Source organism: Idiomarina sp. (assembly GCF_019431395.1).
Taxonomy (GTDB): Bacteria; Pseudomonadota; Gammaproteobacteria; order Enterobacterales; family Alteromonadaceae; genus Idiomarina.
The window spans coordinates 460137-484323 of record NZ_CP080268.1; the positions used below are offsets into that span (position 1 = coordinate 460137).

Here is a 24187-nt window from a genome sequence, read left to right on the forward strand (position 1 = left end):
GTTGGCAACTGAATGAGCAATCTACAGATCACGTTAAGCATTGTTGGTGTGCTGCTGATTATTGCAATCATCGGCCACGGCTTGTGGACGATGCGCCGTAACAGCCAAAAAATGACGCAACAAAAAGAACAGGTAGCTGCTAAGCGCCAGCGTGCCTCGGCAACGAATGCCGGGTTTGATGATGATGGAGTCGGCGAAGTTCGGGTTGTTAAAAAACGCGAGCACGCGCAGCCAGAAACTGATGACAAGGGGGCTAGTACTCATAAGCCTAATCGGAATGAATCCAAAAGCTCAAAAGTAAATACGGCGCCGAGCGCAGACGATGAGATTGAGCAAATGTCGATGAACCTGGATCTTGAGGACGACAATACACCGTTGCCTTCGATGCGGGTTAACAAAGATGAAGCAGATGCACTGCAACAGGCAGAGTTCGAATTAACGGCAAACGATAATGACGAGCAAACAGAAGCAGCCCCTGAGCCGGATATAAAAGCAAAAGCTGAACCCGAGCATGACCCTGTGCCTGGACCCGCTCCAGAGTTAGAACCAGAGTCGACTGCTGCTGAACCCACCATGCAAAAATCAACACCGCCGCCGGCGCAGGAAGTTATTTCGTTATTTGTTAAAGGTTCAGTGCAGGGCGCTGTGTTATTGCAAATGATGACTGAACTGGGTTGCAAGTTTGGTGAGATGGGAATTTTTCATCGTTACGAGCAAACCTCAGGTAACGGACCGTTAATTTTTAGCGTTGCCAATATGTTTAATCCCGGCACCTTTGACTTAGATAACATCGAAAACTTTGAAACCGAAGGGGTAGCGTTGTTTATGACGTTACCACTGGATTATGACGGCCAGCAGGCGTTTAACATGATGCTTAATGCCGCTAAAAAACTGGCGATGGAAATTCCACAAGGCCAGGTGCTCGATGGCCAGCGACAGGTATTATCGCGTCAATCCATACAAAAAGTACACCAAACTATTCGTGAATTTGAAAAGGCTCAGGCCGGTAGTGTCTGAGCGTTCAACCGTGAGCCGTTTTTAAGATGTCAGAACACGAACAACAAGCAAAACAGCGTATTCAGCAGCTGCAAAAACTATTAACCCGCTATAACCGTGAATATTATGAGTTGGATGAGCCATCGGTACCCGATAGCGAATACGATGCTCTATTCCGTGAGCTACAGCAGTTAGAACGCGACTATCCAGATTTAGCATCGGCCAATTCGCCGACTCAAAAGGTTGGCAGTAAACCGCTGGATAAATTCGATACCGTGGCGCACGAAGTACCTATGCTGTCGCTGGATAACGCTTTTGATGAGGATGAGTTCGAGGCGTTTACTCTACGTGTAAATGAACGGCTGGATAGTTCAAACAATATCACCTACTGCTGCGAGCCAAAACTCGATGGTCTAGCGGTGAGTATTTTATACGAGAATGGCAAGTTGGTGCGCGCTGCGACACGCGGCGATGGCTACCGTGGCGAAAACATCACTGAAAACGTTAAAACGATACGTAACGTGCCGTTAGAGCTATCGTCTGAAGCACCTCAGCGGCTGGAAGTGCGTGGCGAAGTGTTTATGCCCACAGCTGCGTTTGAGGCCTTTAACGAACAAGCGCGAAAGCGCGAGCAAAAGGTTTTTGCTAACCCCCGTAATGCAGCTGCCGGTAGCCTGCGGCAACTCGACTCGCGCGTTACCGCGAAGAGACCATTACACTTTTATGCCTACAGCCTGGGGGTTATTGATGAGCAGGCGGAGCAGGCATTGCCGAATAGTCATTATCAACGTTTGCAGCAATTGGCGCGCTGGGGCTTACCCATAAACGACGAAGTGAAAACAGCGGCAAGTGTTGCTGAGTGTGAAGCATTTTATAATGATATTTTCGCGCGTCGTGATGAATTACGCTACGAAATTGATGGTATCGTCTACAAAGTTGACGCTATTGCGTTGCAACAGGATCTCGGCTTCGTGGCACGAGCCCCGCGTTGGGCAATCGCAAGAAAGTTTCCCGCACAAGAACAGTTAACCACCATTACCGGCGTCGATTTTCAGGTTGGCCGAACCGGAGCCATAACCCCGGTAGCTCGGTTAGAGCCGGTTAACGTCGGTGGCGTCACGGTTTCTAACGCGACCTTACATAATGCCGATGAAATTGCGCGGCTGGGCGTGCGTATTGGTGATGTGGTCAGTATCCGCCGGGCGGGTGACGTGATCCCGCAAGTGGTCAGTGTGGTCGAGGAAAAACGCCCTGAACATACCGAGGCAATTGAGTTTCCGGCGCGCTGTCCGGTTTGCGACTCGGAGATCGAACGGGTGGCCGAAGAAGCTGTTGCGCGCTGTACCGGCGGTTTGATCTGTGCTGCGCAGCGTAAAGAAGCGATAAAACATTTTGCTAGCCGCAAAGCCATGGATATCGATGGTTTGGGCGATAAAATTGTGGAGCAATTGATTGAGCGCGACTGGATAAAGTCACCGGCAGACCTGTATAAATTAACTGAACCGATGCTGGCATCGTTGCCGAGGATGGGTCAAAAGTCAGCCAAAAACCTGGTTAATGCGATTGCGGCAACGCGCGAAACAACCCTGTCACGGTTTATTTATGCGCTGGGAATTCGCGAGGTTGGCGAAGCGACTGCGGCCGCTTTAGCGTCATATTTTCAACAATTGGATGCGATTACTGAAGCGTCAGTTGAACAACTGCAGGAGGTCGATGACATTGGTACTGTGGTTGCGCAGCATATTCATGCGTTCTTTGCCGAACCGCATAACCAAACCGTAGTGCAGCAGCTACGGGAGATTATTGAATGGCCTGAAGGCGAAGCCGCAGGACCCGTCGATGACCGTTTGGCAGGCAACACCTACGTGTTGACGGGAACCTTGAGTTCAATGACCCGGGATGAGGCAAAACAGGCGCTAGAAGCGTTGGGCGCTAAAGTTACCGGTTCAGTGTCTAAAAAGACCACCGCTGTTATTGCCGGCGAAGCCGCCGGGTCGAAGCTTGCGAAAGCAGAAAAACTAGGCGTAGCGGTGTTGTCCGAGGATGAATTAAAGGCGTTGCTTTGACGCCTCGAAGTTAACGCCTTGAACTCAGGTCACGGATTAGGCCGTTACCGTCAATCTCGCTGATACCATCTTCGTCAAACGAAAACTTTAACGACGGGTGTGTGGTATCCAGTAAATAGCTCATATCATCAATGTGCACTACTAGATGTTTGATCGGCTCATCTTCATCAAATTCGCGGCGCGGCTTTATAGCCACCTTGTGGCCGCCTAACGCTAACTCAAATGATTCAAAAAAGCCGTCGGCAAATTCAGCAATGTATAACAGCCCTTCATCATTAACGATAACGTTAAGAATGTAATTCGGTGGCGGCTCATCGGTCCGCATTTTGGCGTTACCTGCCTTAAAAACAAAGGTGCCAAAGGTTTTTTGATAGGAAAAGCCAAACGTCAGCGGTTCAGTGCGGCCACTGGGGTAGGTAACTTTACCTTCACCTGAGGCATCCCATTCCTGCGCTACGGATTTATTGGGTAATAAAAACAGCGCTGCTAAAACGATTAAAACAACTGACGTGAGATTTTTCATTGGTTAACCACTTACGTTTGTAACATCAACTTTTAGGGTCAGACGTTGCCCGGGTTGCAGGTAGCGGCTGCGATTTATATTATTCCATTTTTCAATATCACCAATAGTGACATTAAATTTATTCGCAATGCGAGCCAGCGAGTCACCGTTTCTGACTTGGTAGGTCACTGTTCTGATTAAGCTTGCACTGCGCTGACTCGGCGCTTTGCTATCACTCCAGATTACCAGTTTTTGACCCGGGCGCAAGAAATCCCCCGGGGCCATGCCGTTCCACTTGGCTAGTTCACGAGTACCGACATCGTAGATGCGACTGATATCCCAGAGCGTGTCTCCGGACTGCACCACATACTCGGATTTTTCTCCTTGCCGCTGTCGCGTCTGGGTAGCCAACAGTCGCTGCCCTTGTGACAGGGTATAGTCATCTAAATCGTTGCTGGCGACGGGGATCAGCAAAAACTCACCAGCTCGGATAATATGACTACTAATATCATTAACCTGCTGAATGACATCAACGGAGGTGTGATACTTTTTGGCGATAGTTAACAAGCTCTCGCCCGATTGAACCTGGTGACGTTGCCAGCTTAACCATTGTTTGGGATTAGTTGCTGCAATGGCTTGCTCAAAGGTATCGGCATTTTGTTGCGGCAGTAATAGTCGGTGCGGGCCGCCCGGAGCGGTAGACCAACGGTTATACGCGGCGTTGTAGCGGTGCAGTTCTGCCAATGGCATAGCCGCCATATCGGCGGCTTTAGCCAGGTCAATTTGTGCCGGCAGTTCAACAACTTTCAGAGAGGGCTGATTCTCAATGGGATACCAAACGATGCCGTATTCATCGGTATTCCGTAAAATATCAGATAATGCCAGCAGTTTAGGCACGTAAGCGCGCGTTTCGCGGGGCAGATCAAGTGACCAGAAGTCAGTCGGTTTGCCGGCCCGCTGGTTTTTGCGGATGGCATTGCCGACGCGCCCCTGACCTGAGTTGTAGGCCGCTAATGCGTGTAACCAGTCACCGTCAAAATAGGCATACAAATCTTCCAGGTAGTCTAGCGCTGCGTGAGTAGCCGCATAAACGTCACGACGGCCGTCGTACCACCAGTTGATATCTAAACCGTAATGACGAGCGGTCCCCGGAATAAACTGCCAGACTCCGGCAGCACTGCCATGGCTGTATGCGAAGGGATCAAAAGCACTTTCTACAATGGGCAGAAGCACCAAGTCCATCGGCAGTTTACGCTTTTCGATCTCTTCTACAATTAAGTGTAAAAAAGGCTCTGCTCGTTTACCGACACGCTGCAGATATTCAGGATGACTAACATACCAATTGCGTTGAGAACGTAAACGTTGATTGTCCGGTGCCTCAAATTGCAGATTTTGCCGAATACGCTGCCATAGATCCTGCTCGGGCAAAGGTTCTTCAGCAACAGGTTGTTGATGAAACTCCGCTGTACCTAATGCAATTTCTGGCACGGTTTGTAAGGATTTCGGCTCTACTTCAGCTGAGTTGTCAGGTGCCCGTTTGGCGACAGTTTTATTGGTTTCTTCGGGTTCTGACTCAGACACAAACCATGTCTGTGGCGATGTGCTTTGGCAGCCGCTTAATACAAGGGCAGAGACCAGAGCAATGGCAAAAGGGGCTTTCGTCAACTTCATGCAAGTAACGTCTCGTTAAAGTTTTTGTTTAAAAACGCGTCAAGTTTAATGAATTACAGGTTGTCTTTCCACTGTCTTATGCACGCAAATACATTGGCATCACTCGTTAAGTCTTGCTTGGCGTGCTGTTCGGCAGCGGCTTTAACGGTGGGCTGGTCAAAACGTAAAAATGGATTCATTGCCAACTCCAGCTGCAGACTGCTGGGCAAAGTGATTTCGTTTTGCTGACGCATGAGCTTTATTTTTTCCAGATAACTGTTTAGCAGCGCATTGTCGGGCTCTACCAACACCGCAAAGGTTAAGTTTGCCTGGGTGTACTCATGCGCGCAGAACACTCGCGTGTCGCCCGGTAATAGACGAAGCTTTTTTAACGACTCGACATACATCTCCGGGTTACCTTCGAACATGCGTCCACAGCCACCTGAAAATAATGTATCACCGCAAAATAAATAGCCGTTACAGTAAAAACTAATGTGGTCTAAAGTGTGTCCGGGCGTTTCAAATACCTCAAATGATAAACCGAGTCGGGAAAATTTATCCCCTTCTGACAGAGACTCGGAAATTGCGGCTATGTTGCTATTTTCAGGACCAAAAACAGGTGCCGGATAATCATTAAGTAATGGCGCTAAACCATCGGTATGATCCCAGTGGTGGTGAGTGATTAAATAACTGTCGATAGTGGCATTGTTATCACTAAGCCACTGCCGCACAGGTTTATCATCGCCGGGGTCTACCACGATGACCGACGGCTCTGTGGTCGGTTGAATAAGCCAAATATAATTATCGTTGTATGCTTTGATTGGATGCACTCGCATATCGACCTCATTAGCGCTAGCATAGAATTATAGCCAACAGCCTACCATAAAGGATACCCGAGTGCTTATTAAGCCAGCGTATAGCCCCGCCAAATTGCCGCAACCTGACAGCTGGCAATCGTTTGTCTGCGGCGACTACATGCGTGAGCATACGCAGTGGTTAATGAATGACTATGGGCGCCGGCTGCGTTGCGGAACGACTTTGGGTTTAGGGGGCTTAGCGGCAGAGTTAAGTTATCAGGCTTTTAGTTTGACTGCGCCGGTGTTAGTAAGTCCCGCTGCTAAAGCGAATACTATTCAGGCTAAACTTGAGCACTTGCCGATTAAGAATGCTGTGGTTGATCAGGTGGTGATGCCGTTTGTACTTGAGTACAGCCGCGATCCGCACCAAGTACTGCGCGAGGTAAACCGCGTGCTGATGGACGATGGTTACTTATTTATTTGTGGTTTTAATCCCTTGAGTCCTGCCATGTTAAGTGGCTGGTTACCTGCTAATCGAAAACGACTGCCATGGTCGGGGCGTTATTTTAGTGCCTTTCGCATAAAAGACTGGCTGCAGCTGTTGGGCTATGAAATTGTCCAGCATGATTATTATATGGGACGCTTTTTAGCTACCGACAGTAACCGATCTAAAACCTCACCAAGCCCCGTATGGACAGAAAAACTGTGTCAGAAAATTCCGCTATTACACAGTGGTTATGCCATACTGGCACGTAAATGCGTTATATTAAAAACGCCCAGAATGAGAGTGCCAAGCGGCGCCGCGCTTAGTCAACGGCCGGTCGCCACGGCAACAACCAGAAGTAGTTTAACGACAAGCAAAGAGGTACTGCATGATTGATGCAATGAAGCTTTGCCAAATGGCAAAAAATAACGTTAACGAAGTGACCACCGAACAGCTCCAACAAGCGTTAAGAGATGGCGCGCGCGTGATCGATGTGCGCGAACCAGCCGAATATACCCAGGGCCATATTCGGGAAGCGGTGAATATGCCCCGGGGCGTGCTGGAGATGCAACTTAATCAACACCCTGATGTAGCCGGTTACGATGATGCGCTGCAGCGCATTGCTGATAAACCGTTATACCTTATCTGTAAGACCGGCGGGCGCTCGGCGTTAGCTGCCGAAAGCCTCGAGCGCATGGGTTTTGATAAAGTGTATAGTGTAACCGGCGGGATGAGTGCCTGGGCCGAAGAAAAGCGCCCGGTCGTCGCTGGCGAAAGTTAGTGTTATAACGGATTATAGCCGCCGTCTTCCTGTAGTGACGAGCCACTCGCCGCCTCGCGGGCGAGCTCGTCACATCGCTCGTTTTGCGGATGACCTGAGTGACCTTTTACCCAGTCCCAGCGAACCTTATGGCGCTGTATCTCGGTATCCAGTTTTATCCATAAGTCCTGGTTTTTAACGGGCTTTTTCGCTGATGTTTTCCAGCCATTACGCTTCCAGCCATGCATCCATTGTTCGATACCTTGTTTTACATACTGGCTGTCGGTCGTTATAACGACCTCACAGTCGCGTTTTAAGGCTTTTAACCCTTCTATGCAGGCCAGCATCTCCATACGGTTATTGGTGGTGCATTTAAAGCCCTGACTTAATTCTTTGCGGTGTTTATTGTATTCCAGTACCACTCCGTAGCCGCCCGGACCCGGATTACCCAGACAGGAGCCATCTGTATATAAGTGAACAGCGTTTGTGTTGGTCATAAATATTGCTACTATTAGCTCAAATTAGCACAGAGTATATCAGGAAATTAGCATGCGTCAGGTGGTACTGGATACCGAAACTACAGGTATTAACCCAGCCGAAGGACATCGGATCATTGAAATTGGTTGTGTTGAGTTAATCGACAGAAAACCCACGGGCAAGCATTACCACGTTTACATTAATCCTGAACGGGTGGTCGAGCAGGAAGCTATCGAGGTTCACGGAATTACCAATGATTTCCTTACCGACAAGCCGGTGTTTGCGCAAATTGTTGATGATTTTCTTGGCTTTATCAAAGGCGCACAATTAGTTATCCATAATGCGCCATTCGATGTCGGCCATATGGACGCCGAGTTTAGCCGGTTGCAAGCGGGATATGGCCAAACCACTGATTATTGTTCGGTGCTGGATTCATTGCAGTTAGCGCGAGAAATGCGGCCGGGGCAGCGTAATAGTCTGGATGCGTTATGTAAGGCGTTCGAGGTGGATAACTCCGCCCGTGAGTTGCACGGAGCGCTGCTGGATGCGGAAATTCTGGCTGACGTGTACCTGGCTATGACCGGCGGGCAGACTGACCTTAACCTGCACAATAATGCGCAGCGCGGTAATGCTAATGGCCCCGGTGACGTGCAGCATAAACCGATAAAAAATCGTCGCCCGCTAAAGGTTTTGACGGCAACGGCCGATGAATTAGAACAGCATCAACAACGGCTGGCGCTAGTTAAAAACGAGGGTGGTAAGTGTCTTTGGCTCGATTCCTGATAGTACTGTGGGTGTGCTTGGTTAGTGCCGCACTCCCGCTAAATGCTCAGCAACAAACGGAACAAAATCAGCCGATGCAGCTGATGGATGGGCCGATGGATAATATGCTGCCAATCGAAGGGCAGCGGTTTCGCATTGACGCCGGCATAGAAGAAATTACGCTGCTGTTCTTTCGCGAGCCTAATAGCCAGCCGCTGATACTGATTAAGCCCGATGGCAGTAAGTGGTATGACAGCGATTACCCATTAGAACGGGTGACCTGGTATACCGATCCAAACTTCGACATGATTAAAATTGTTGATCCGGAGCCGGGTCCCTGGCAAGTGGCTGGCCGGGTCGACAAGCAAAACAAGGCAATCATTGTATCGGAAGTCCGTTTTGAAGCCGAGCCACTGCCTAAACAGTTATTCCAAAATGAAAGACTTAAAGTGGAGGGCACTCTTTATAACGGTAATACGACTGTGTCGACGGCGAGGTTTAGAGAAACCGTGGTGCTGGAAGTGTTGTTTGTTAGTAGCAACAATCCTGATTTTGATAACTTTGGCGCAGACCCTAAGCGCGTTGCAGAATTCAGTGACAACGGGCAGGGTCATGACGAACGAGCCGGCGATGGTGTTTTTACCGGCCGGTTTGCATTAGATGTGGTGCCCGGCGAATATTTACCAACGTATCAGCTGGAAACACCGTTATATGAGCGGAGTTTTGAGGACGAAGCGGTGGTGGTAGAGCACCAACCGGTAACTATTGATTTTCAGTTGGCGGAAGAGCGTGGCGCAGACAATGGTATTGAGGTTAGTCTCGACGAAAAGCTGGTCAACCCGTCGAGCGTTGCCATTAACGGTAGCGTGAGTTATCCCAACGGCGAAGAACGACGCTTTTCAGTAACAAAAATAGACTCCTTTCCGCATGTTATTCCGTTAGATAACCTTGCTTATGGCAAACATTTGGTGGAACTTTCCGTGTTTGCGACATCAAAGCAGGGACGAGAGTTTGAGTTACAGTTTAACAACTTAAGTTTTATTTCGGTGGAGCCAATTGCAGAACCTACAGCAGAAGAACTTGCCCAGCAGGCGCGTCAGGAGGCAGCCCGCAAAGCCGAGTTGGAGCGACAACAACGTGAAGCTGAAGAACAGCAGTTAATCGTTAATCTAATTATCGTTGCGGCCGTAAATGTTGTGTTGATTGCTGGTGCTATAGGCTTTGTTTGGTGGCGCCGTCGTAGTAAGCGGCTAAATAATGATCCGGCAACTGCACAAAAGAATGCAGAGAAAGCTGAGCAGAAAGCGCAGAAGAAGGCGCAAAAAAAAGCTGCTAAAAGCGAGTAAACTGATTAAAAAAGCAGTGATCTGCATATTATTCAGTCAAACAGAGCATTTGTTTAAAATTTTATGAAAAAAAGGGTTGACTGTTTAGCGGGTCGCTCGTAATATTCACGCCGCGTTGAGGGGAGAGCCTCAACAGCGGTTAAGTGTGGAGCGGTAGTTCAGTTGGTTAGAATGCCGGCCTGTCACGCCGGAGGTCGCGGGTTCGAGTCCCGTCCGCTCCGCCATCATTAAAACACGCCTTCGAGCGTGTTTTTTTGTTTTTATGGGTCAATCGGCCCAGTTTCCCTGTTTCAGACACATCCATTTACCGAATATTTAGGTTTTTCTGCCGTGTAGCTATTGAGCCTGACGCAATCCGCGTCTAGAGTAATGGCGCATTTAAAAAATAATCCAGCGGGAGATAACCAATGCGTAAAACATTAGTTGCAGTTGCCATTGGCGCAGCTGTATCACTGAGCGCGTGCAGTGACAATGAGCAGCAAGCGACAGCGAACCAAGCAGAACAACAAGCAGAGCAGCAATCAGAACAGTCGCAGCAGGCTGCAACTTCACAAAACCCATTCTATGAGCCAAGCCCGTTGCAATATCAGGCTCCTGATTTTAATGCAATCGAGTTTGAACACTTCAAACCGGCATTCGAAAAGGGTATGCAAGAGCATATGGCAGAGATTGAAGCCATTGCTAATAATTCAGCAGAGCCTACTTTCGAAAATACCATTGTTGCAATGGAAAAGTCAGGCGCAATTCTGAATCGCGTCAGCTCGGTATTTTATAATCTGTCATCGTCTCACTCGAATGACCAAATTAGAGAGTTGCAGGCGGAGCTTGCCCCTAAAATGGCCGCTCATGGTGATAACATCAGCCTGAATGCCAACTTGTTTGCTCGCATTAAATCACTGTATGAGCAACGCGAAGACTTAGGCCTGGATAATGAAAGTCAGCGTTTACTGGAAGAAACCTACAAAGACTTTGTGCGCTCGGGTGCATTGTTAAATGACGAAGAAAAAGCGCAAATTCGTGACATCAACGAGCAACTATCCAGTCTGACCAATGAATTCCGTGACGGACTGATGTCACTGACTCAGGAAAACGTGATCTTTGTAGAAGACAAATCACAGTTGGCAGGTTTAAGTGACAGCCGTATTCAGGGCTTAGCAAATGCAGCAGAAAGCCGTGATAAAGAAGGCCAGTATGCGATTGTGTTAACTAACACCACACGCCAGTCAATTTTGGCTGAGTTAGAAAATCGTGAACTGCGTCAGCGGGTATGGGAAGCATCAGCTAACCGCGGTACCGGTAATACCGAGACTGATCAAAACCCACTGGTTAAGCAACTCGTTAAACTACGTGCTGATAAAGCACAATTGCTGGGTTACAACAGCTGGGGTGACTACGTCTTAGAAACAAACATGGCAGGCAACCCTGACGCGGCTAAGAAAATGCTACGTGACCTGGTACCAGCTGTGGTTTCTAACGTAAACCGCGAAGCAGAAGAAATCCAACAGGCTATCGTTGCTGACGGTAAGGACTTTGAACTGGCACCATGGGATTGGTTCTACTATGCCGAGAAAGTTCGTGCTGAGAAGTACGCGCTGGACTCCGACGAGGTTAAAAAATACTTTGAGTTTAACCGCGTACTGGAAGATGGTGTGTTTTACGCAATGGGTGAGTTATTTGGGATCACCTTTAAAGAGCGTAATGATATTCCGGTTTATCAGGAAGACGTTGAAGTCTACGAAGTGTTTGACGTAGACGGAAGCAGTCTTGGTTTGTTCTATGCTGACTACTATGCGCGTGATAGTAAACGCGGTGGTGCCTGGATGAGTTCATTCCGCAGCCAGTCTGGTTTGATGGATCAGAAGCCGGTTATTCTTAATAACATGAACATCACCAAAGCGCCTGACGGTGAACCAACGTTCTTAAGCTTTGATGAAGTTTCTACCATGTTCCATGAGATGGGCCACGCGTTACACGGTATGTTCTCAGACGTGAAATATCCATCACTGGCCGGCACATCGGTATCGCGAGACTATGTTGAGTTCCCTTCAACGTTCCAGGAAGACTGGATGCTTAACGAAAAAGTCATCAACAACTTTGCTAAGCATTACGAAACCGGTGAACAGATTCCTCAGGAGCTGTTAGATAAAGTATTGGCCGCACGTAACTTTAACCAAGGCTTTGATACATTGGAATATGTTGCTGCAGCACTACTTGATCTTGAGTACCACACGGTAGAGCCGGGTACAGAAATTGACGATGTACAAGCGTTTGAAAAAGAAGCCCTTGAACGCAATGGCGTACTGGTAGAAGCGGTGCCGCCGCGTTATCGCTCGACTTATTTTGCGCACGTGTTTGCCGGTGGTTATTCAGCAGGCTACTACGCTTACATGTGGAGCGAAGTATTAGCGGCTGATGCGTTTAAACACATGAATAATAACGGTGGTTTGACGCTGGAAAATGGCCAGGCGTTTCGTAAAGAAATCCTGTCTCAGGGTAACAGTAAAGATCCAATGCAACAGTACATCAACTGGCGTGGTCAAGAGCCAACGGTTGAAGCCTTGCTGGAACGTCGTGGTTTGACTGACCCGTCAATTGACTAAGCTTATAGCAATTTAATCCGTTAGTACGGATGCGAAACAAAGCCACTGGCGTTATTATCGTCAGTGGCTTTTTTATTTTATAAGGGAGAACGACGATGGAGCGTATCGTAGTGGTTGGAGGTGGTGCCGGAGGGCTTGAACTGGCTACCGAACTCGGGAAAAAGTTAGGTAAGAAAAAACAAGCAGAAATTATTTTGATTGATCGAAACAGTACCCACGTGTGGAAACCATTGTTACACGAGGTGGCATCGGGAGCTTTGGACTCGCGACTTGCGGAGCTAGATTATCGGGGGCAGGGCGCCAGGGCTGGCTTTCGTTTTCTAGTCGGTACTTTAACCGGAATTGACCGGGATAATCGGCAGGTACAGCTTGCCCCGATCGTTGACGACGGTGAAGAGGTCTTAGCCGAACGTTCTATTCGCTATGACCGGCTCATACTGGCGGTAGGAAGCGTCACCGCCGACTTTGGCGTCGATGGTGTTAAACAACATTGCTACTTTCTGGACTCGACGCAGCAAGCCGATAATTTTCATCACGAATTACTTAACGAATTTTTGCGGGTTAACCAGGCGCTGGAAGATGGCGACGAGCAAACATTGGATATCGCGATTGTCGGTGGTGGCGCAACCGGGGTCGAACTTGCGGCAGAACTGGTGCACTCGGTATCCTTGTTAAATATTTACGGCTTAACGCATTTAACTCGTGAGCGCCTGAAAGTCAGCCTGGTCGAGGCCGGTCCACGATTATTACCTGCTTTACCTGAGGGCCTGGCACATCGGGTTAAGCAAAAGCTCGAATCACTTGGGGTTAACGTGATAACCGGCAATCCGGCAGTAAAAGCCGGTAGCGACGGCCTGACGTTAAAAGATGACGCGCATATCGATGCTAACCTGATGGTTTGGGCGGCAGGAATTCGGGCACCTGACTTCTTAGCGTCGCTGGGGCTGGCGCACCGCAAAAATAACCAGTTGCTGGTAAATGACTATTTGCAAAGCATCGATGACCCATCTGTTTATGCGTTAGGAGACTGCGCCGCCTGTGCCATCGACGATGATCGCTTTGTACCGCCGCGGGCGCAATCAGCACATCAAATGGCCGCTTGTCTGGCCACTAATATCCAGCGTGAGTTAAAAGGCAGAGCAGCAAAGCCATTTAAGTATAAAGATCGCGGCTCGCTGGTATCGCTCAGTCGTTTCTCGGCCGTGGGAAATTTGATGCAGAGTAAGAGTCTATCCATGTCGATTGAAGGAACACTGGCTCGGTATGCTTATGCGAGTCTTTATCGAATGCATCAACGGGCCTTACACGGGTGGTGGAAAATGCTGTTAATTATTATTGTGGATAAACTTAACCACGCGGTTAAACCGCGTTTGAAGTTACATTGATAGTTTGCGGCTACTCGACTGCCAGCAGCGATTGAGGCACAATACGCGCTACTATAAAAACTAAAAATGGTAAAGCTACTGCTATTATGACCAGCGACCTGACCGGCACCACAGCTAACGATAGTCCTTTTGTTCATCTGCGCATACATAGTGATTTTTCTATGATTGACGGCCTGACAAAAATCGGGCCTATTTGCGAAGCGGTGGCGGAAGCTGGCATGCCGGCCATGGCGCTAACTGATCAGATGAACTTCTGTGGGTTGGTGCAATATTACGGTGCGGCTCACAAGCAGGGCATTAAACCTTTGGTCGGCGCAGACCTCTGGGTGCAGGGCGACTATCCCGAAGGCGAGATTTTTCGTCTGACGGCGCTGGCTATGGATAACGATGGTTACCAAAGTCTTATCCAACTTATTTCAAAAGCATATCTTCGCGGCCATGTACAAGGCAAGCCAGTTATCGATAAAGACTGGCTGGTCGAGCACAATGCCGGTGTTTTATTGTTATCGGGGGCACGTCAGGGTGATGTCGGACAGGCCTTATTAAAAGGCCATGCAGATGCTTTAGAGCAGTGCCTGGCATTTTATCAACAGCATTTTGCTAACCGTTATTATCTTGAGTTAACCCGCACCGGCCGACCACAGGAAGAAGACTACCTGCATGCTGCCGTCGATTTGGCCGCAGAACGCGATATTCCGGTAGTGGCAACTAACGAAGTGGTGTTTTTAGAAGCCGATAACTTTGAAGCACACGAAATTCGTGTTGCCATCCATGATGGCTTTCAGCTTGGTGACAAACGCCGACCGAAAAAATACTCGCCACAGCAATATCTTCGCAGCGCCGAAGAAATGCAGGAATTGTTCGCTGATATTCCGGAAGCGTTGCAAAACACGGTTGAAATAGCAAAACGGTGTAACGTGACTATCCGGCTGGGCGAATACTTTCTGCCAGCTTTCCCGACCGGCAACTTAACCGAAGGTGATTACCTGGTTAAGGTGTCAGAGGAAGGATTAGAAGAGCGGCTGGCGTTTTTGTTCCCCGACGAGCAGGAACGGAAAGAAAAACGTCCTGCCTATGATGAACGGTTAAAAATCGAGCTTGATGTAATTAACCAAATGGGCTTTCCCGGTTACTTCCTTATCGTCATGGAGTTTATTCAGTGGAGTAAGGACAATAATATCCCGGTCGGGCCGGGGCGGGGCTCTGGTGCCGGGTCATTGGTCGCCTATGCGTTAAAAATCACGGATCTTGATCCGCTTGAGTTTGATCTGCTATTCGAACGTTTTTTGAACCCCGAACGGGTATCCATGCCGGACTTTGATGTCGATTTTTGTATGGATCGCCGTGATGAGGTCATTGATCACGTGGCCGAGCTTTACGGCCGTGATGCGGTATCGCAAATTATTACCTTTGGCACCATGGCGGCAAAAGCATCCATCCGTGATGTCGGTCGTGTGCTTGGCCACCCTTATGGCTTCGTTGATGGCATATCCAAGCTGGTGCCCGGAACGCCGGGCATGACCCTGGCGAAGGCGTTTGAAGAGGTCCCTGAGTTGGGCGAACGGTACGATGCTGACGAAGAAGTCAAAGAGCTCATCGATTTTGCCCGGATTCTCGAGGGCGTGACCCGCAATGCCGGCAAACACGCGGGTGGGGTAGTGATTTCACCCACCACGATTACCGATTTTGCTGCACTCTATTGCGATGACGAGGGCAAAAACCCAGTTACACAGTTTGATAAAAACGATGTCGAGTCGGCCGGTTTGGTTAAATTCGACTTTTTGGGTCTGCGTACGCTGACGATTATCCAGTGGGCGTTGGATATGGTCAATGCACGCCATCAACAACAAGGCAAAGCGCTGATTGACATCAATGCTATTCCGCTGGATGACCCGCAATGCTTCCGAATTTTAAAACGCGCCGAGACCACGGCGGTGTTTCAGCTAGAATCAGCGGGGATGAAAAAGCTTATTCTGCGTTTGTTACCGGATAGCTTCGAAGACATTATCGCGTTGGTCGCCTTATTTCGGCCCGGACCACTGGAATCGGGCATGGTAGATAACTTTATCGACCGTAAGCATGGTCGCGAAGAAGTATCCTACCCGGATGCACAATATCAACACGCATGCCTGGAGCCAATCCTCGAACCAACCTATGGGGTTATCCTGTACCAGGAACAGGTTATGCAGGTGGCTCAGGTCATGGCCGGGTACTCACTAGGTGGCGCTGATTTGCTACGGCGCGCCATGGGTAAGAAAAAGCCTGAAGAAATGGCCAAGCAGCGCGATATTTTCCGCGAGGGCGCGGCTAAAAATAACATTGACCCCGAACTGGCGATGAAAATCTTCGACCTGGTGGAGAAGTTTGCCGGATACGGGTTTAATAAATCACACTCGGCTGCTTACGCGTTGGTGTCGTATCAGACGTTGTGGATGAAAACGCATTACCCTGCTGAATTTATGGCGGCAGTAATGTCAGCCGATATGGATAATACCGACAAGATAGTTACCCTGGCTGACGAATGCGAGCGCATGGGCCTAAAGTTGCTGCCGCCTGATGTTAATAAGGGCCAGTATAAGTTTACCGTTGATGAGGAAGGTCGTGTTGTCTACGGCATCGGTGCCATAAAAGGAGTTGGTGAGGCGCCCATTGAGGCAATTATCGAAGCACGTCAGGAAGGTGGTCAATTTACCGATCTGTTCGATTTTTGTTGCCGGGTCGACCTAAAACGGCTCAATAAACGCGTGATGGAGCGACTGATACGTGGTGGTGCAATGGACACGCTTGGACCGCACCGCGCTACCATAATGGCATCGCTGGAAAAAGCTATGCGCCAGGCTGAGCAGCATCGTCAGGCAGAAAGTATTGGCCAAAGTGATATGTTTGGCGTGCTTACCACGGAGCCGGAAGCGGTTGAACACGAGTTTGTTAACGTAAAACCCTGGCCTGAAGCCGTTTGGCTTGAAGGTGAAAGGGAAACATTAGGGCTTTATTTAACCGGTCACCCGATTAATCGTTTTCGCCAGGAATTGCGCCATTACGTCGCCGGTTTTTTGTCCGAAATTAACGAAACCCGAAAGAATGAGCTGGTTGCAATAGCCGGGTTGGTGATTGATGTTCGTGTTATCGTAAATAAACGGGGACAGCGGTTTGCCGTGGTCACGTTGGACGATAAAAGCGCACGAATGGATGTCATGCTCTATAGTAATGAGTATGAAAGCTTCCAACATTTGCTCGAAAAAGACCGAATTTTGTGGGCAAAAGGGGAGGTACGATTTGATAACTTCTCTGGTGGTAATAGAATGATAGCCCGAGAAGTGATGAGTATCGATCAGGCGCGGGAAAGTTTTTTACGGCATGTCGCCATAACCGTAACAAGTGAACAGCTGCAACAGGGGATGGCAGCTAAATTGCAAAACGAATTGCAACCCTATGCCGAAGGTACCTGCCCGTTAATTATTCACTTTAAGGGTGACAAGGCAAACGCGACGTTAACAGCCGGCGTGCAATGGTATATTCGACCGGCTGACGAACTGATACATAATTTAAGGGAGCTGCTGGGTGAACAGTGGGTCTCGTTAGAATTTTAAGGAATGGGTAGCGAATGAGCTTGAACTTTTTAGACTTCGAACAGCCAATTGCCGAGCTTGAAGCGCAGATAGACGAACTAAAAAACGTCGGCGAACGTGGTGAGCTGGACATCAATATTGAAGAAGAGATTCAACGTCTGACGAACAAAAGCCGTGAGCTTACCGAAAAAATATTTTCTGAGTTAGGCGCGTGGCAGGTTGCGCAGTTAGCGCGGCACCCGTTGCGGCCCTATACGCTAGATTATATTCCGCGTATTTTTACCGAGTTTGATGAATTGGCGGGGGATCGAACCTATGCCAATGACGAAGCGATTGTTGGTGGTATTGCGCGACTTAATGACGAGCCGGTGATGGTTATTGGTCAGCAAAAAGGCCGCGAAACAAAAGATAAAATTCGCCGTAATTTTGGCATGCCGAAGCCTGAGGGCTATCGCAAAGCATTACGCCTGATGGAAACTGCAGAACGCTTTAAAATGCCAATTGTCACCTTTATTGATACGCCGGGAGCTTATCCGGGCATTGGCGCCGAAGAGCGCGGCCAGAGTGAGGCTATCGCCCGCAATCTTAAAGTGATGTCGCGTTTGGGTGTACCCATCGTTTGTACCGTCATCGGTGAGGGCGGCTCCGGCGGCGCATTGGCTATTGGCGTGGGCGACAAAGTTAATATGCTGCAGTACAGCACCTATTCGGTTATCTCGCCGGAAGGTTGCGCGTCGATTCTGTGGAAGAGCGCTAGTAAAGCGCCACTTGCGGCCGAGGCAATGGGCGTTACCGCGCAGCGCAGTAAAGAATTAGGTTTAATTGATACAGTTATTGCCGAGCCACTGGGTGGCGCTCATCGCAATATGGACGATATGGCTTCGGCGCTTAAGCAGCGCTTAATAACTGATTTAAACGAATTGCGAGGACTCGAGCGTAGCGAACTGCTCGATCGCCGCTATCAAAAACTCATGTCATTTGGTTATTGCTAGGCAGCTACGTTAATGAGCGACGCGTTATTTGACCGCTTTTGTACGGTTATGGATGGCTTGTCGCTCAGGCCCGGGCAGCAAATAATTATCGCCCTGGGTGGCGGTGCTGACTCACAAACGGTGCTGGATTGCGCGATGCGCTATCATCAGCAGCATGATCAGTATCGCTACCTGGCGGTGCACCTCGATCACAGTTTTCACCCCAACTCAGCGGCTTGGTCAGAAACAATCCAAAAAGCTGCTAAAGCTTATGGCGTTACCACACACTTCGAACCACTGACGGTACCAATCGAATCACGGCAGTCGAAAGAAGCCGCAGGCCGGGAACGTCGTTATCAGCGTTTGCGTGAACTGAGCGATAACGATGCAATCATCTTGTTGGGTCAGCATCGTAATGATCAAATCGAAACGTTTTTACTGCAGTTAAACCGAGGTAGTGGTCCAAAAGGGCTTGCCAGTATGGCTGAAGTGCATTGCTGGTACGATCAGCGGCGCCTGGTACGGCCGTTACTGGCGGTAAGCAAACAGGACATTTACGACTATGCAAACGCGCGTCAGTTGACCTGGATTGAAGATGACACCAACTACGATACGCGAATTGAACGTAACTTTTTGCGTCATGATGTAATTCCGTTACTGGAGCAACGCTGGCCAACGTTTGGCGACAGTGTGTTGCGGTCGGCGCGGCTCTGCGCGGAACAGCAGCAGGTATTGGATGACTTGTTGAGCGAAAAACTCTCGCAGCAATGGGTCAAGCATCCGCTATTAGGCAAAGGTTTGCCGGTGGATACCTTGCGTCGGCAGTCAGCAGCAATGCAACGTGCGATACTGCGCCGGTGGCTGGAAATTGCTGCGTGCGAGTCGGCGTCTTTACCGAGCTTTCAGCAGCTTGAGCAAATTAGACAGCAGGCAAGTGATGCCCGTGCGGATACCCGTATGTGTGTGAGCTGTGCTGATTATGAGGTGCGTTTTTATCAGATGGCGCTTTGGTGTATCGAGGAACAGAATAAGCAAACAGCAACGCACGTTAAGCTTACAAAAGTAGGAACTTATAGTCTGGCAAGCCCTTGGGGTCAGTTGATTATTACTGAAGCGTTGGTTAACGAGGCCGACTTAACGCTTGGTTATGGATTACTGCCCGGTAAATGGCAACATCCGCAGCGTAAAGGCCGTAAAACCATGGCCGACTGGCTAAAGCAGGCGCAGGTGCCTGCCTGGTTACGTCAGTGCGCGCCCTGCTTACAAAAGGGTTCTATATGGGCATGGTTACCCGGGGTTGGGTGGCTACATCAAGATGCTAACGCTGGCTCGGCAATGACTCCGCCACCACAGCCGCAATGGTTAAGCGCAACCGACTGATCCGCAATGACGGTTTTTACCGCCGTGCTTGGCCTGATAGAGGCGCTGGTCTGCTTCGTCTAAGCTTTGTTCAACGGTATTAAAACATTCCAGCTGTGCGGTACCGGCACTGGTACTCAAGCCATAACGGCTAAGCGTATCGCAGCTATCGACAGCGGTTCGAATACGGTTGTAGACGTCCTGAGCCTGATACAGATTAGTATCTTCCATTACAATAACGAATTCGTCACCGCCAAAACGGAACACTTGATCACTGTCGCGTACCGTTGTGCGTAATAACTCCGCAAACACGCGTAAAATGTCGTCACCCTGCTGGTGGCCGTGCTCATCATTGACATCTTTAAAGCCATCTAAATCAAGTAACATGACCGAGTGAGAGCCATTTTTTTGGCGTTGCTGCTTAATATGCAAATGCTCCAGAACTTCCTCTAACAACGCCCGGTTGCCGAGACCGGTTAAATGATCACGCACGGCCAAACGATGTAACTGTGAGAATTTTAGCGCATTGCGCAACGGAAAAGTCAGCTCCCGGTGCCACTGCTCCAGGCGCAACTTTTGGGTAACGGTTAACGGCCGTTTAAGACCATAAACCAACTGGCCCAAGTAGGCCTGATCCGCATACAACATCACCGCATGCTGTATCTGGCTTTGGTCAAAATCGCCGATGAGACTGAACAGCTGGTCATCCGACACAAATTGTAGCGCCTCAATATCGAGCCGGGTTTTTAAAAATTCAGCATAAACTGATAGTAACTGATGGGTATCCAGCGTCGTTTGCAATACCTCGGTCAAGGTATTGGAACGCGACAGGTCGCGGCTACTGGTCAGTTGACTCATCTGTGACTGTGAGCGCACAGGCTGCGGCTGTTTAACTTTTCCAAATGCAACTTTTGTTAGCATGGTTACTTCCCGGCGTTATTTGTGTGACGCAAAATTGACAATGCTTTACTTATGCCAGAAACATACAAAAAGTGTGCCAAAACCATTTAAGAAACCAATTCTGCGGCTATTAAAGTCGTGTTAAGGTCATCTAGACGGTGTTATGATTAAGCCACACGGCAACTGAGAACCGGCCGCCAAACATAGTCAGGGAGCAGAGGATGTACGGAACTTTTACCAGTTTATTACTATTACTCGGCGTCGCCGTAGTGTTGGTATGGGCGTTTCGCCGAATCAAGTTACCTGCAATTCTTGCTTATCTGTGCGCCGGCATAATCGCTGGCCCCCATGTTATGGGATGGATTTCGGATCCAGACGAATATCACCTGATTGCTGAATTAGGTATCGTACTGTTGCTGTTCTCACTCGGCTTAGAATTTTCCTTGCCAAAAATGATTGCCATGCGGCGACTGGTGTTTGGCTTGGGCGCCGCGCAAGTTTTGGGCTCGCTACTGATATTTTTAGTGGTTGGCTTTTTGTTGCTCGGCAATTGGGCGGCAGCGCTAGCCATTGCTGGCGCGCTGGCATTGTCGTCAACAGCGGTAGTCATTAAGCAGCTGAGTGAGAGTTCGCAAACGGCCACGCGGCGCGGCCAGGTTAGCGTGGCAATATTGCTGTTTCAGGATATCGCCGTGGTGCCGTTGTTAATTATTATTCCTCTGCTTGCTGGGGGCGGCGACGGCAGTATCGCATACAGTTTATTGATGGCGCTGGTAAAAGGAGCCGCCGTAATAGCGGTGCTCATGGCGGTGGGTAAATGGGTGCTTCCCTATGCATTCCGTGAAATTGCAAACCAACGCACCGACGAACTGTTTGTGCTGGCAACATTGCTGGTGGCCTTAGTCGCCGGTGGCTTAACACACGCATTTGGTTTGTCTATGGCATTGGGTGCCTTCTTGGCCGGCATGATGCTGGGCGAAAGCAAATACAAACACCAGTTAGAAGCTGATATTAGGCCTTTTCGCGATATTCTGATGGGGCTGTTTTTTACCACGGTAGGTATGCAGCTGGCTTTGACAACGTTTATTCAGTCGTTGCATTGGGTGCTACTGATTATATTGGGTATGGCAGCGGTCAAGCTGGTACTGATACGTTACGTTGCGAAAGCATTAGGTGAGCGCGACCGGGATGCCTGGGGCAGTGCCATATCTTTGTTTCAAATGGGTGAGTTCGGTTTTGTTATTGTCTCGTTGGCCGGCACTTATAATCTCTTAACTGACCAAGTGTCATCAATTCTGATTGGTGTGGGCGTCTTCAGTATGGCGGTAACACCTATTGTTATCCAAAAGTTGCAGCCATTAGTATCGTTGCTTATTCGCGAACCCACCGAAGAACCCGATATTGCGCAGAAAGTCGAAAACTCAGGTCGTGAACAGCAGGTGTTAATCTGTGGCTTTGGCCGCGTGGGTCAAACGATTAGCCGCTTTTTAGATGCGGAAGGAATAAAACATATTGCCGTGGATAATGACCCACTACGTGTTCAGGAAGCTGTTGCCGGTGGCGCACCGGTTTACTTTGGTGATAGTGCTAAACGGGATATTTTACGCGCTGTCGGGGCGGCTCACGTCCCTCTGATCATTATCAGTTTTTCTGATGACCCACGGGCGATTGACGTATTAAAAGAAATTCGCTCAATGAACGATAAGGCTTTTGTTATCGTCCGCAGTCGCGACGATTTAAACCTGGATAGACTTACTGACGCCGGCGCCTCGCAAGTTGTTCCGGATACTCTCGAAGCAAGCCTGATGTTGATCTCTCATGTGTTAAGCCATAGCGGTATTCCAATTCGGCGCATTTTGTCACGACTGGAACAGGAGCGTCGTAATCACTATGGCGACATGCATGGCTTTTATCCGGGGTCCCAGACCACCGTCGACGCAGAAAATGCGGATCGGCTGGAGTTTTTGCATGCGGTGAACCTACCTGAACAAGCGTGGGCTGTGGGTAAGTCGGTAGAGGAGCTCAATTGGAGTGATTATCAGGTAAAACTTAAAGCGTTGCGTCGCGATGATGTCGAAGTTGAGGATCCCTCGTCGCAGATAACGTTACGCGCCGGCGACGTGGTGCTATTGAGTGGGAAACCCCGCTATGTGGAGTCTGCAGAACGTTGGTTGTTAGAAGGTTAACTGCCGTTCTAGTGCTTTTGTAATAGTCCGTTACAACTTAACCGGCAAAAATCACAGTTCGCAACAGACAAAGCCTAACAATTTACATTTGTTAGGCGGATAATATAGTCAGTGAATTTTCAAACTGTTGAGCGAACTGTGATGAAATTAAAGAAACGAGCGTTTATCCCACCATTAATTATTGTTGTTGCCATTTTGCTGGCTGTATTAGCAAGCATGGCTGCAAAACCGCCGCAAATGAAACAACAAAAAAAGCCAGCGGTTATGGTCGAGGTAAAAGAAGTTCAAACCCAGGAAATGACCTTTTTGGTCGATTCACAGGGTACCGCAGCACCTAAATTTTCGACCACGCTGGTTGCGGAAGTTAGCGGGCAAATAGTCGATGTGGCAGACAAATACAATGCCGGTGGCTTTTTTGACAAAGGCGAAATGCTGTTACAAATAGACCCTTCTGACTACGAAGTTGCGGTACAGCAAGCGCGGGCTCAATTACTTCAGGCACAAGCAACCTTAGAAGAAGAAAAAGCCCGCGCACGAGTTGCCGAAGAAGAGTGGTCGCAATTCACTGACGGTGAAGCACCGGCGCTGGGCTTGCGCAAGCCTCAGTTAGCCAGTGCTTTTGCTGCACTTGAGTCAGCCGAAGCCAACCTGGCAATGGCAGAGCGGAATCTGGAGCGCACCACGATTCGTGCGCCTTATGCCGCAGTATTACGGAATAAACAAGCCGACCTCGGGCAGTTTGTTGGCGCGGGTTCGCAAATTGCCACCTTATTTGGTACTGACGTTGCTGAAGTGCGACTGCCGTTGAGCGACTTGGACGTAACCTACCTGAATCTGCCGGATGAGACCAATACCCAACCTAAGGTGTTGCTGGAGTCTCAGGTATCGGGTGTAGACACACAGTGGTTGGGCAAATTGGTTCGTACAGAAGGGGTTTTAGACGAAGCCAGTCGTGTTATTTATGGCGTGGTACAGGTTTCCGACCCGTACAATCTGAACGGGCAGTCACACCCAGAACCATTGCGGTTCGGACGCTTTGTTCAGGCACAAATAGAAGGGCAGCAGGTGAGTGGCGTAATGGAAGTGCCCACTTACGCTATTAATCCTGATGGCAGTGTCTGGACTGTTGCAGAAGACCGTAGATTAAAGAAAAAAGCTATCGAAGTGATTCGCACGCAGGCTAATACCAGTATTGTCAGCGATGGTCTGGAAGCGGGTGACCTTGTCGTATTGACGCAACTGAAAAATGCACTAAACGGCATGGAAGTTCGCCTTGAGGGGGACCCGTTGCCGGAGCAAATGGAAACTGCAGCCAAAGCCGACAGCGATGATGAGCAAGAGCAAGTCGCTGCTAACGAGAACGGTGAGAGTGAGTAA

At 49.2% G+C, this 24187-nt stretch carries 18 protein-coding genes and 1 tRNA gene; 14 read left to right on the forward strand and 5 right to left on the reverse strand.

Annotated features, from left to right (window positions below; translation table 11 throughout):
* The first annotated feature begins 12 nt into the window (after positions 1-12).
* Complete coding sequence (gene zipA, locus KZ771_RS02320) at positions 13-1017, forward strand: cell division protein ZipA (RefSeq protein ID WP_290654239.1); 1005 nt, start codon at positions 13-15, stop codon at positions 1015-1017.
* A gap of 26 nt (positions 1018-1043) precedes the next feature.
* Positions 1044-3062, forward strand: a complete 2019-nt coding sequence (gene ligA, locus KZ771_RS02325) for an NAD-dependent DNA ligase LigA (RefSeq protein ID WP_290654240.1) — start codon at positions 1044-1046, stop codon at positions 3060-3062.
* A gap of 10 nt (positions 3063-3072) precedes the next feature.
* On the opposite strand, the gene KZ771_RS02330 is transcribed toward ligA, so the two are convergent.
* From KZ771_RS02330 to gloB, 3 genes are read right to left on the reverse strand one after another with little or no spacing between them, the layout of a single operon-like run.
* Positions 3073-3585, reverse strand: coding sequence for a hypothetical protein (locus KZ771_RS02330; RefSeq protein WP_290654241.1), 513 nt, complete (start codon positions 3583-3585; stop codon positions 3073-3075).
* A 3-nt stretch (positions 3586-3588) separates the two neighbouring features.
* Positions 3589-5235: a LysM peptidoglycan-binding domain-containing protein gene (locus KZ771_RS02335; RefSeq protein ID WP_290654242.1), complete on the reverse strand. Its 1647-nt coding sequence runs from the start codon at positions 5233-5235 to the stop codon at positions 3589-3591.
* A 53-nt stretch (positions 5236-5288) separates the two neighbouring features.
* Positions 5289-6050, reverse strand: coding sequence for a hydroxyacylglutathione hydrolase (gene gloB, locus KZ771_RS02340; protein ID WP_290654243.1), 762 nt, complete (start codon positions 6048-6050; stop codon positions 5289-5291).
* 61 nt (positions 6051-6111) lie between these two features.
* Between gloB and KZ771_RS02345 the strand changes: the two genes are divergently transcribed.
* On the forward strand, positions 6112-6891 hold the full coding sequence (locus tag KZ771_RS02345; protein ID WP_133540245.1) for a methyltransferase domain-containing protein: 780 nt from the start codon (positions 6112-6114) through the stop codon (positions 6889-6891).
* Complete coding sequence (locus KZ771_RS02350) at positions 6884-7276, forward strand: rhodanese-like domain-containing protein (RefSeq protein WP_290654244.1); 393 nt, start codon at positions 6884-6886, stop codon at positions 7274-7276. The genes KZ771_RS02345 and KZ771_RS02350 overlap by 8 nt, the downstream gene beginning before the upstream one ends.
* 2 nt (positions 7277-7278) lie before the next feature.
* Here the strand turns inward: KZ771_RS02350 and rnhA are convergent, their stop codons facing one another.
* Entirely contained in the window at positions 7279-7752 is a 474-nt protein-coding gene (gene rnhA, locus KZ771_RS02355; RefSeq protein ID WP_290654245.1) for a ribonuclease HI, read from the reverse strand.
* 52 nt (positions 7753-7804) lie between these two features.
* Here rnhA and dnaQ point away from each other — a divergent pair, with 52 nt between their 5' ends.
* The 8 genes from dnaQ to tilS all read left to right on the forward strand — a co-directional run bounded on the left by dnaQ (position 7805) and on the right by tilS (position 19745).
* On the forward strand, positions 7805-8515 hold the full coding sequence (dnaQ, locus tag KZ771_RS02360) for a DNA polymerase III subunit epsilon (RefSeq protein WP_290572488.1): 711 nt from the start codon (positions 7805-7807) through the stop codon (positions 8513-8515).
* Positions 8494-9840 carry a TIGR03503 family protein gene (locus KZ771_RS02365; RefSeq protein ID WP_290654246.1) on the forward strand — a complete coding sequence of 449 codons (1347 nt, stop codon included), beginning with the start codon at positions 8494-8496 and terminating at the stop codon, positions 9838-9840. The genes dnaQ and KZ771_RS02365 overlap by 22 nt, the downstream gene beginning before the upstream one ends.
* Before the next feature lie 147 nt (positions 9841-9987).
* Positions 9988-10064 (forward strand) — tRNA-Asp (locus KZ771_RS02370).
* A 183-nt stretch (positions 10065-10247) separates the two neighbouring features.
* Entirely contained in the window at positions 10248-12440 is a 2193-nt protein-coding gene (locus KZ771_RS02375) for a M3 family metallopeptidase (protein WP_290654247.1), read from the forward strand.
* Between the two features lie 95 nt (positions 12441-12535).
* A complete protein-coding gene (locus KZ771_RS02380) occupies positions 12536-13825 on the forward strand; it encodes an NAD(P)/FAD-dependent oxidoreductase (RefSeq protein WP_290654248.1) in 1290 nt (429 codons plus the stop codon).
* Positions 13826-13911: 86 nt separating this feature from the next.
* Positions 13912-17415, forward strand: coding sequence for a DNA polymerase III subunit alpha (dnaE, locus tag KZ771_RS02385; protein WP_290654249.1), 3504 nt, complete (start codon positions 13912-13914; stop codon positions 17413-17415).
* Positions 17416-17429: 14 nt separating this feature from the next.
* The gene (gene accA / locus KZ771_RS02390) at positions 17430-18386 is read left to right on the forward strand and encodes an acetyl-CoA carboxylase carboxyl transferase subunit alpha (RefSeq protein WP_290654250.1); all 957 of its coding nucleotides are present in this window, start codon (positions 17430-17432) and stop codon (positions 18384-18386) included.
* A gap of 12 nt (positions 18387-18398) precedes the next feature.
* Entirely contained in the window at positions 18399-19745 is a 1347-nt protein-coding gene (gene tilS / locus KZ771_RS02395; protein WP_290654251.1) for a tRNA lysidine(34) synthetase TilS, read from the forward strand.
* Here the strand turns inward: tilS and KZ771_RS02400 are convergent.
* The gene (locus KZ771_RS02400; protein ID WP_290654252.1) at positions 19728-20645 is read right to left on the reverse strand and encodes a GGDEF domain-containing protein; all 918 of its coding nucleotides are present in this window, start codon (positions 20643-20645) and stop codon (positions 19728-19730) included. The genes tilS and KZ771_RS02400 overlap by 18 nt on opposite strands.
* A 200-nt stretch (positions 20646-20845) precedes the next feature.
* On the opposite strand from KZ771_RS02400, the gene KZ771_RS02405 reads away from it, so the two are divergent.
* A complete protein-coding gene (locus KZ771_RS02405) occupies positions 20846-22810 on the forward strand; it encodes a monovalent cation:proton antiporter family protein (protein ID WP_290654253.1) in 1965 nt (654 codons plus the stop codon).
* Positions 22811-22951: 141 nt separating this feature from the next.
* Positions 22952-24187 (forward strand): efflux RND transporter periplasmic adaptor subunit, encoded by a 1236-nt coding sequence (locus tag KZ771_RS02410; protein ID WP_290654254.1) that lies wholly within the window; start codon positions 22952-22954, stop codon positions 24185-24187.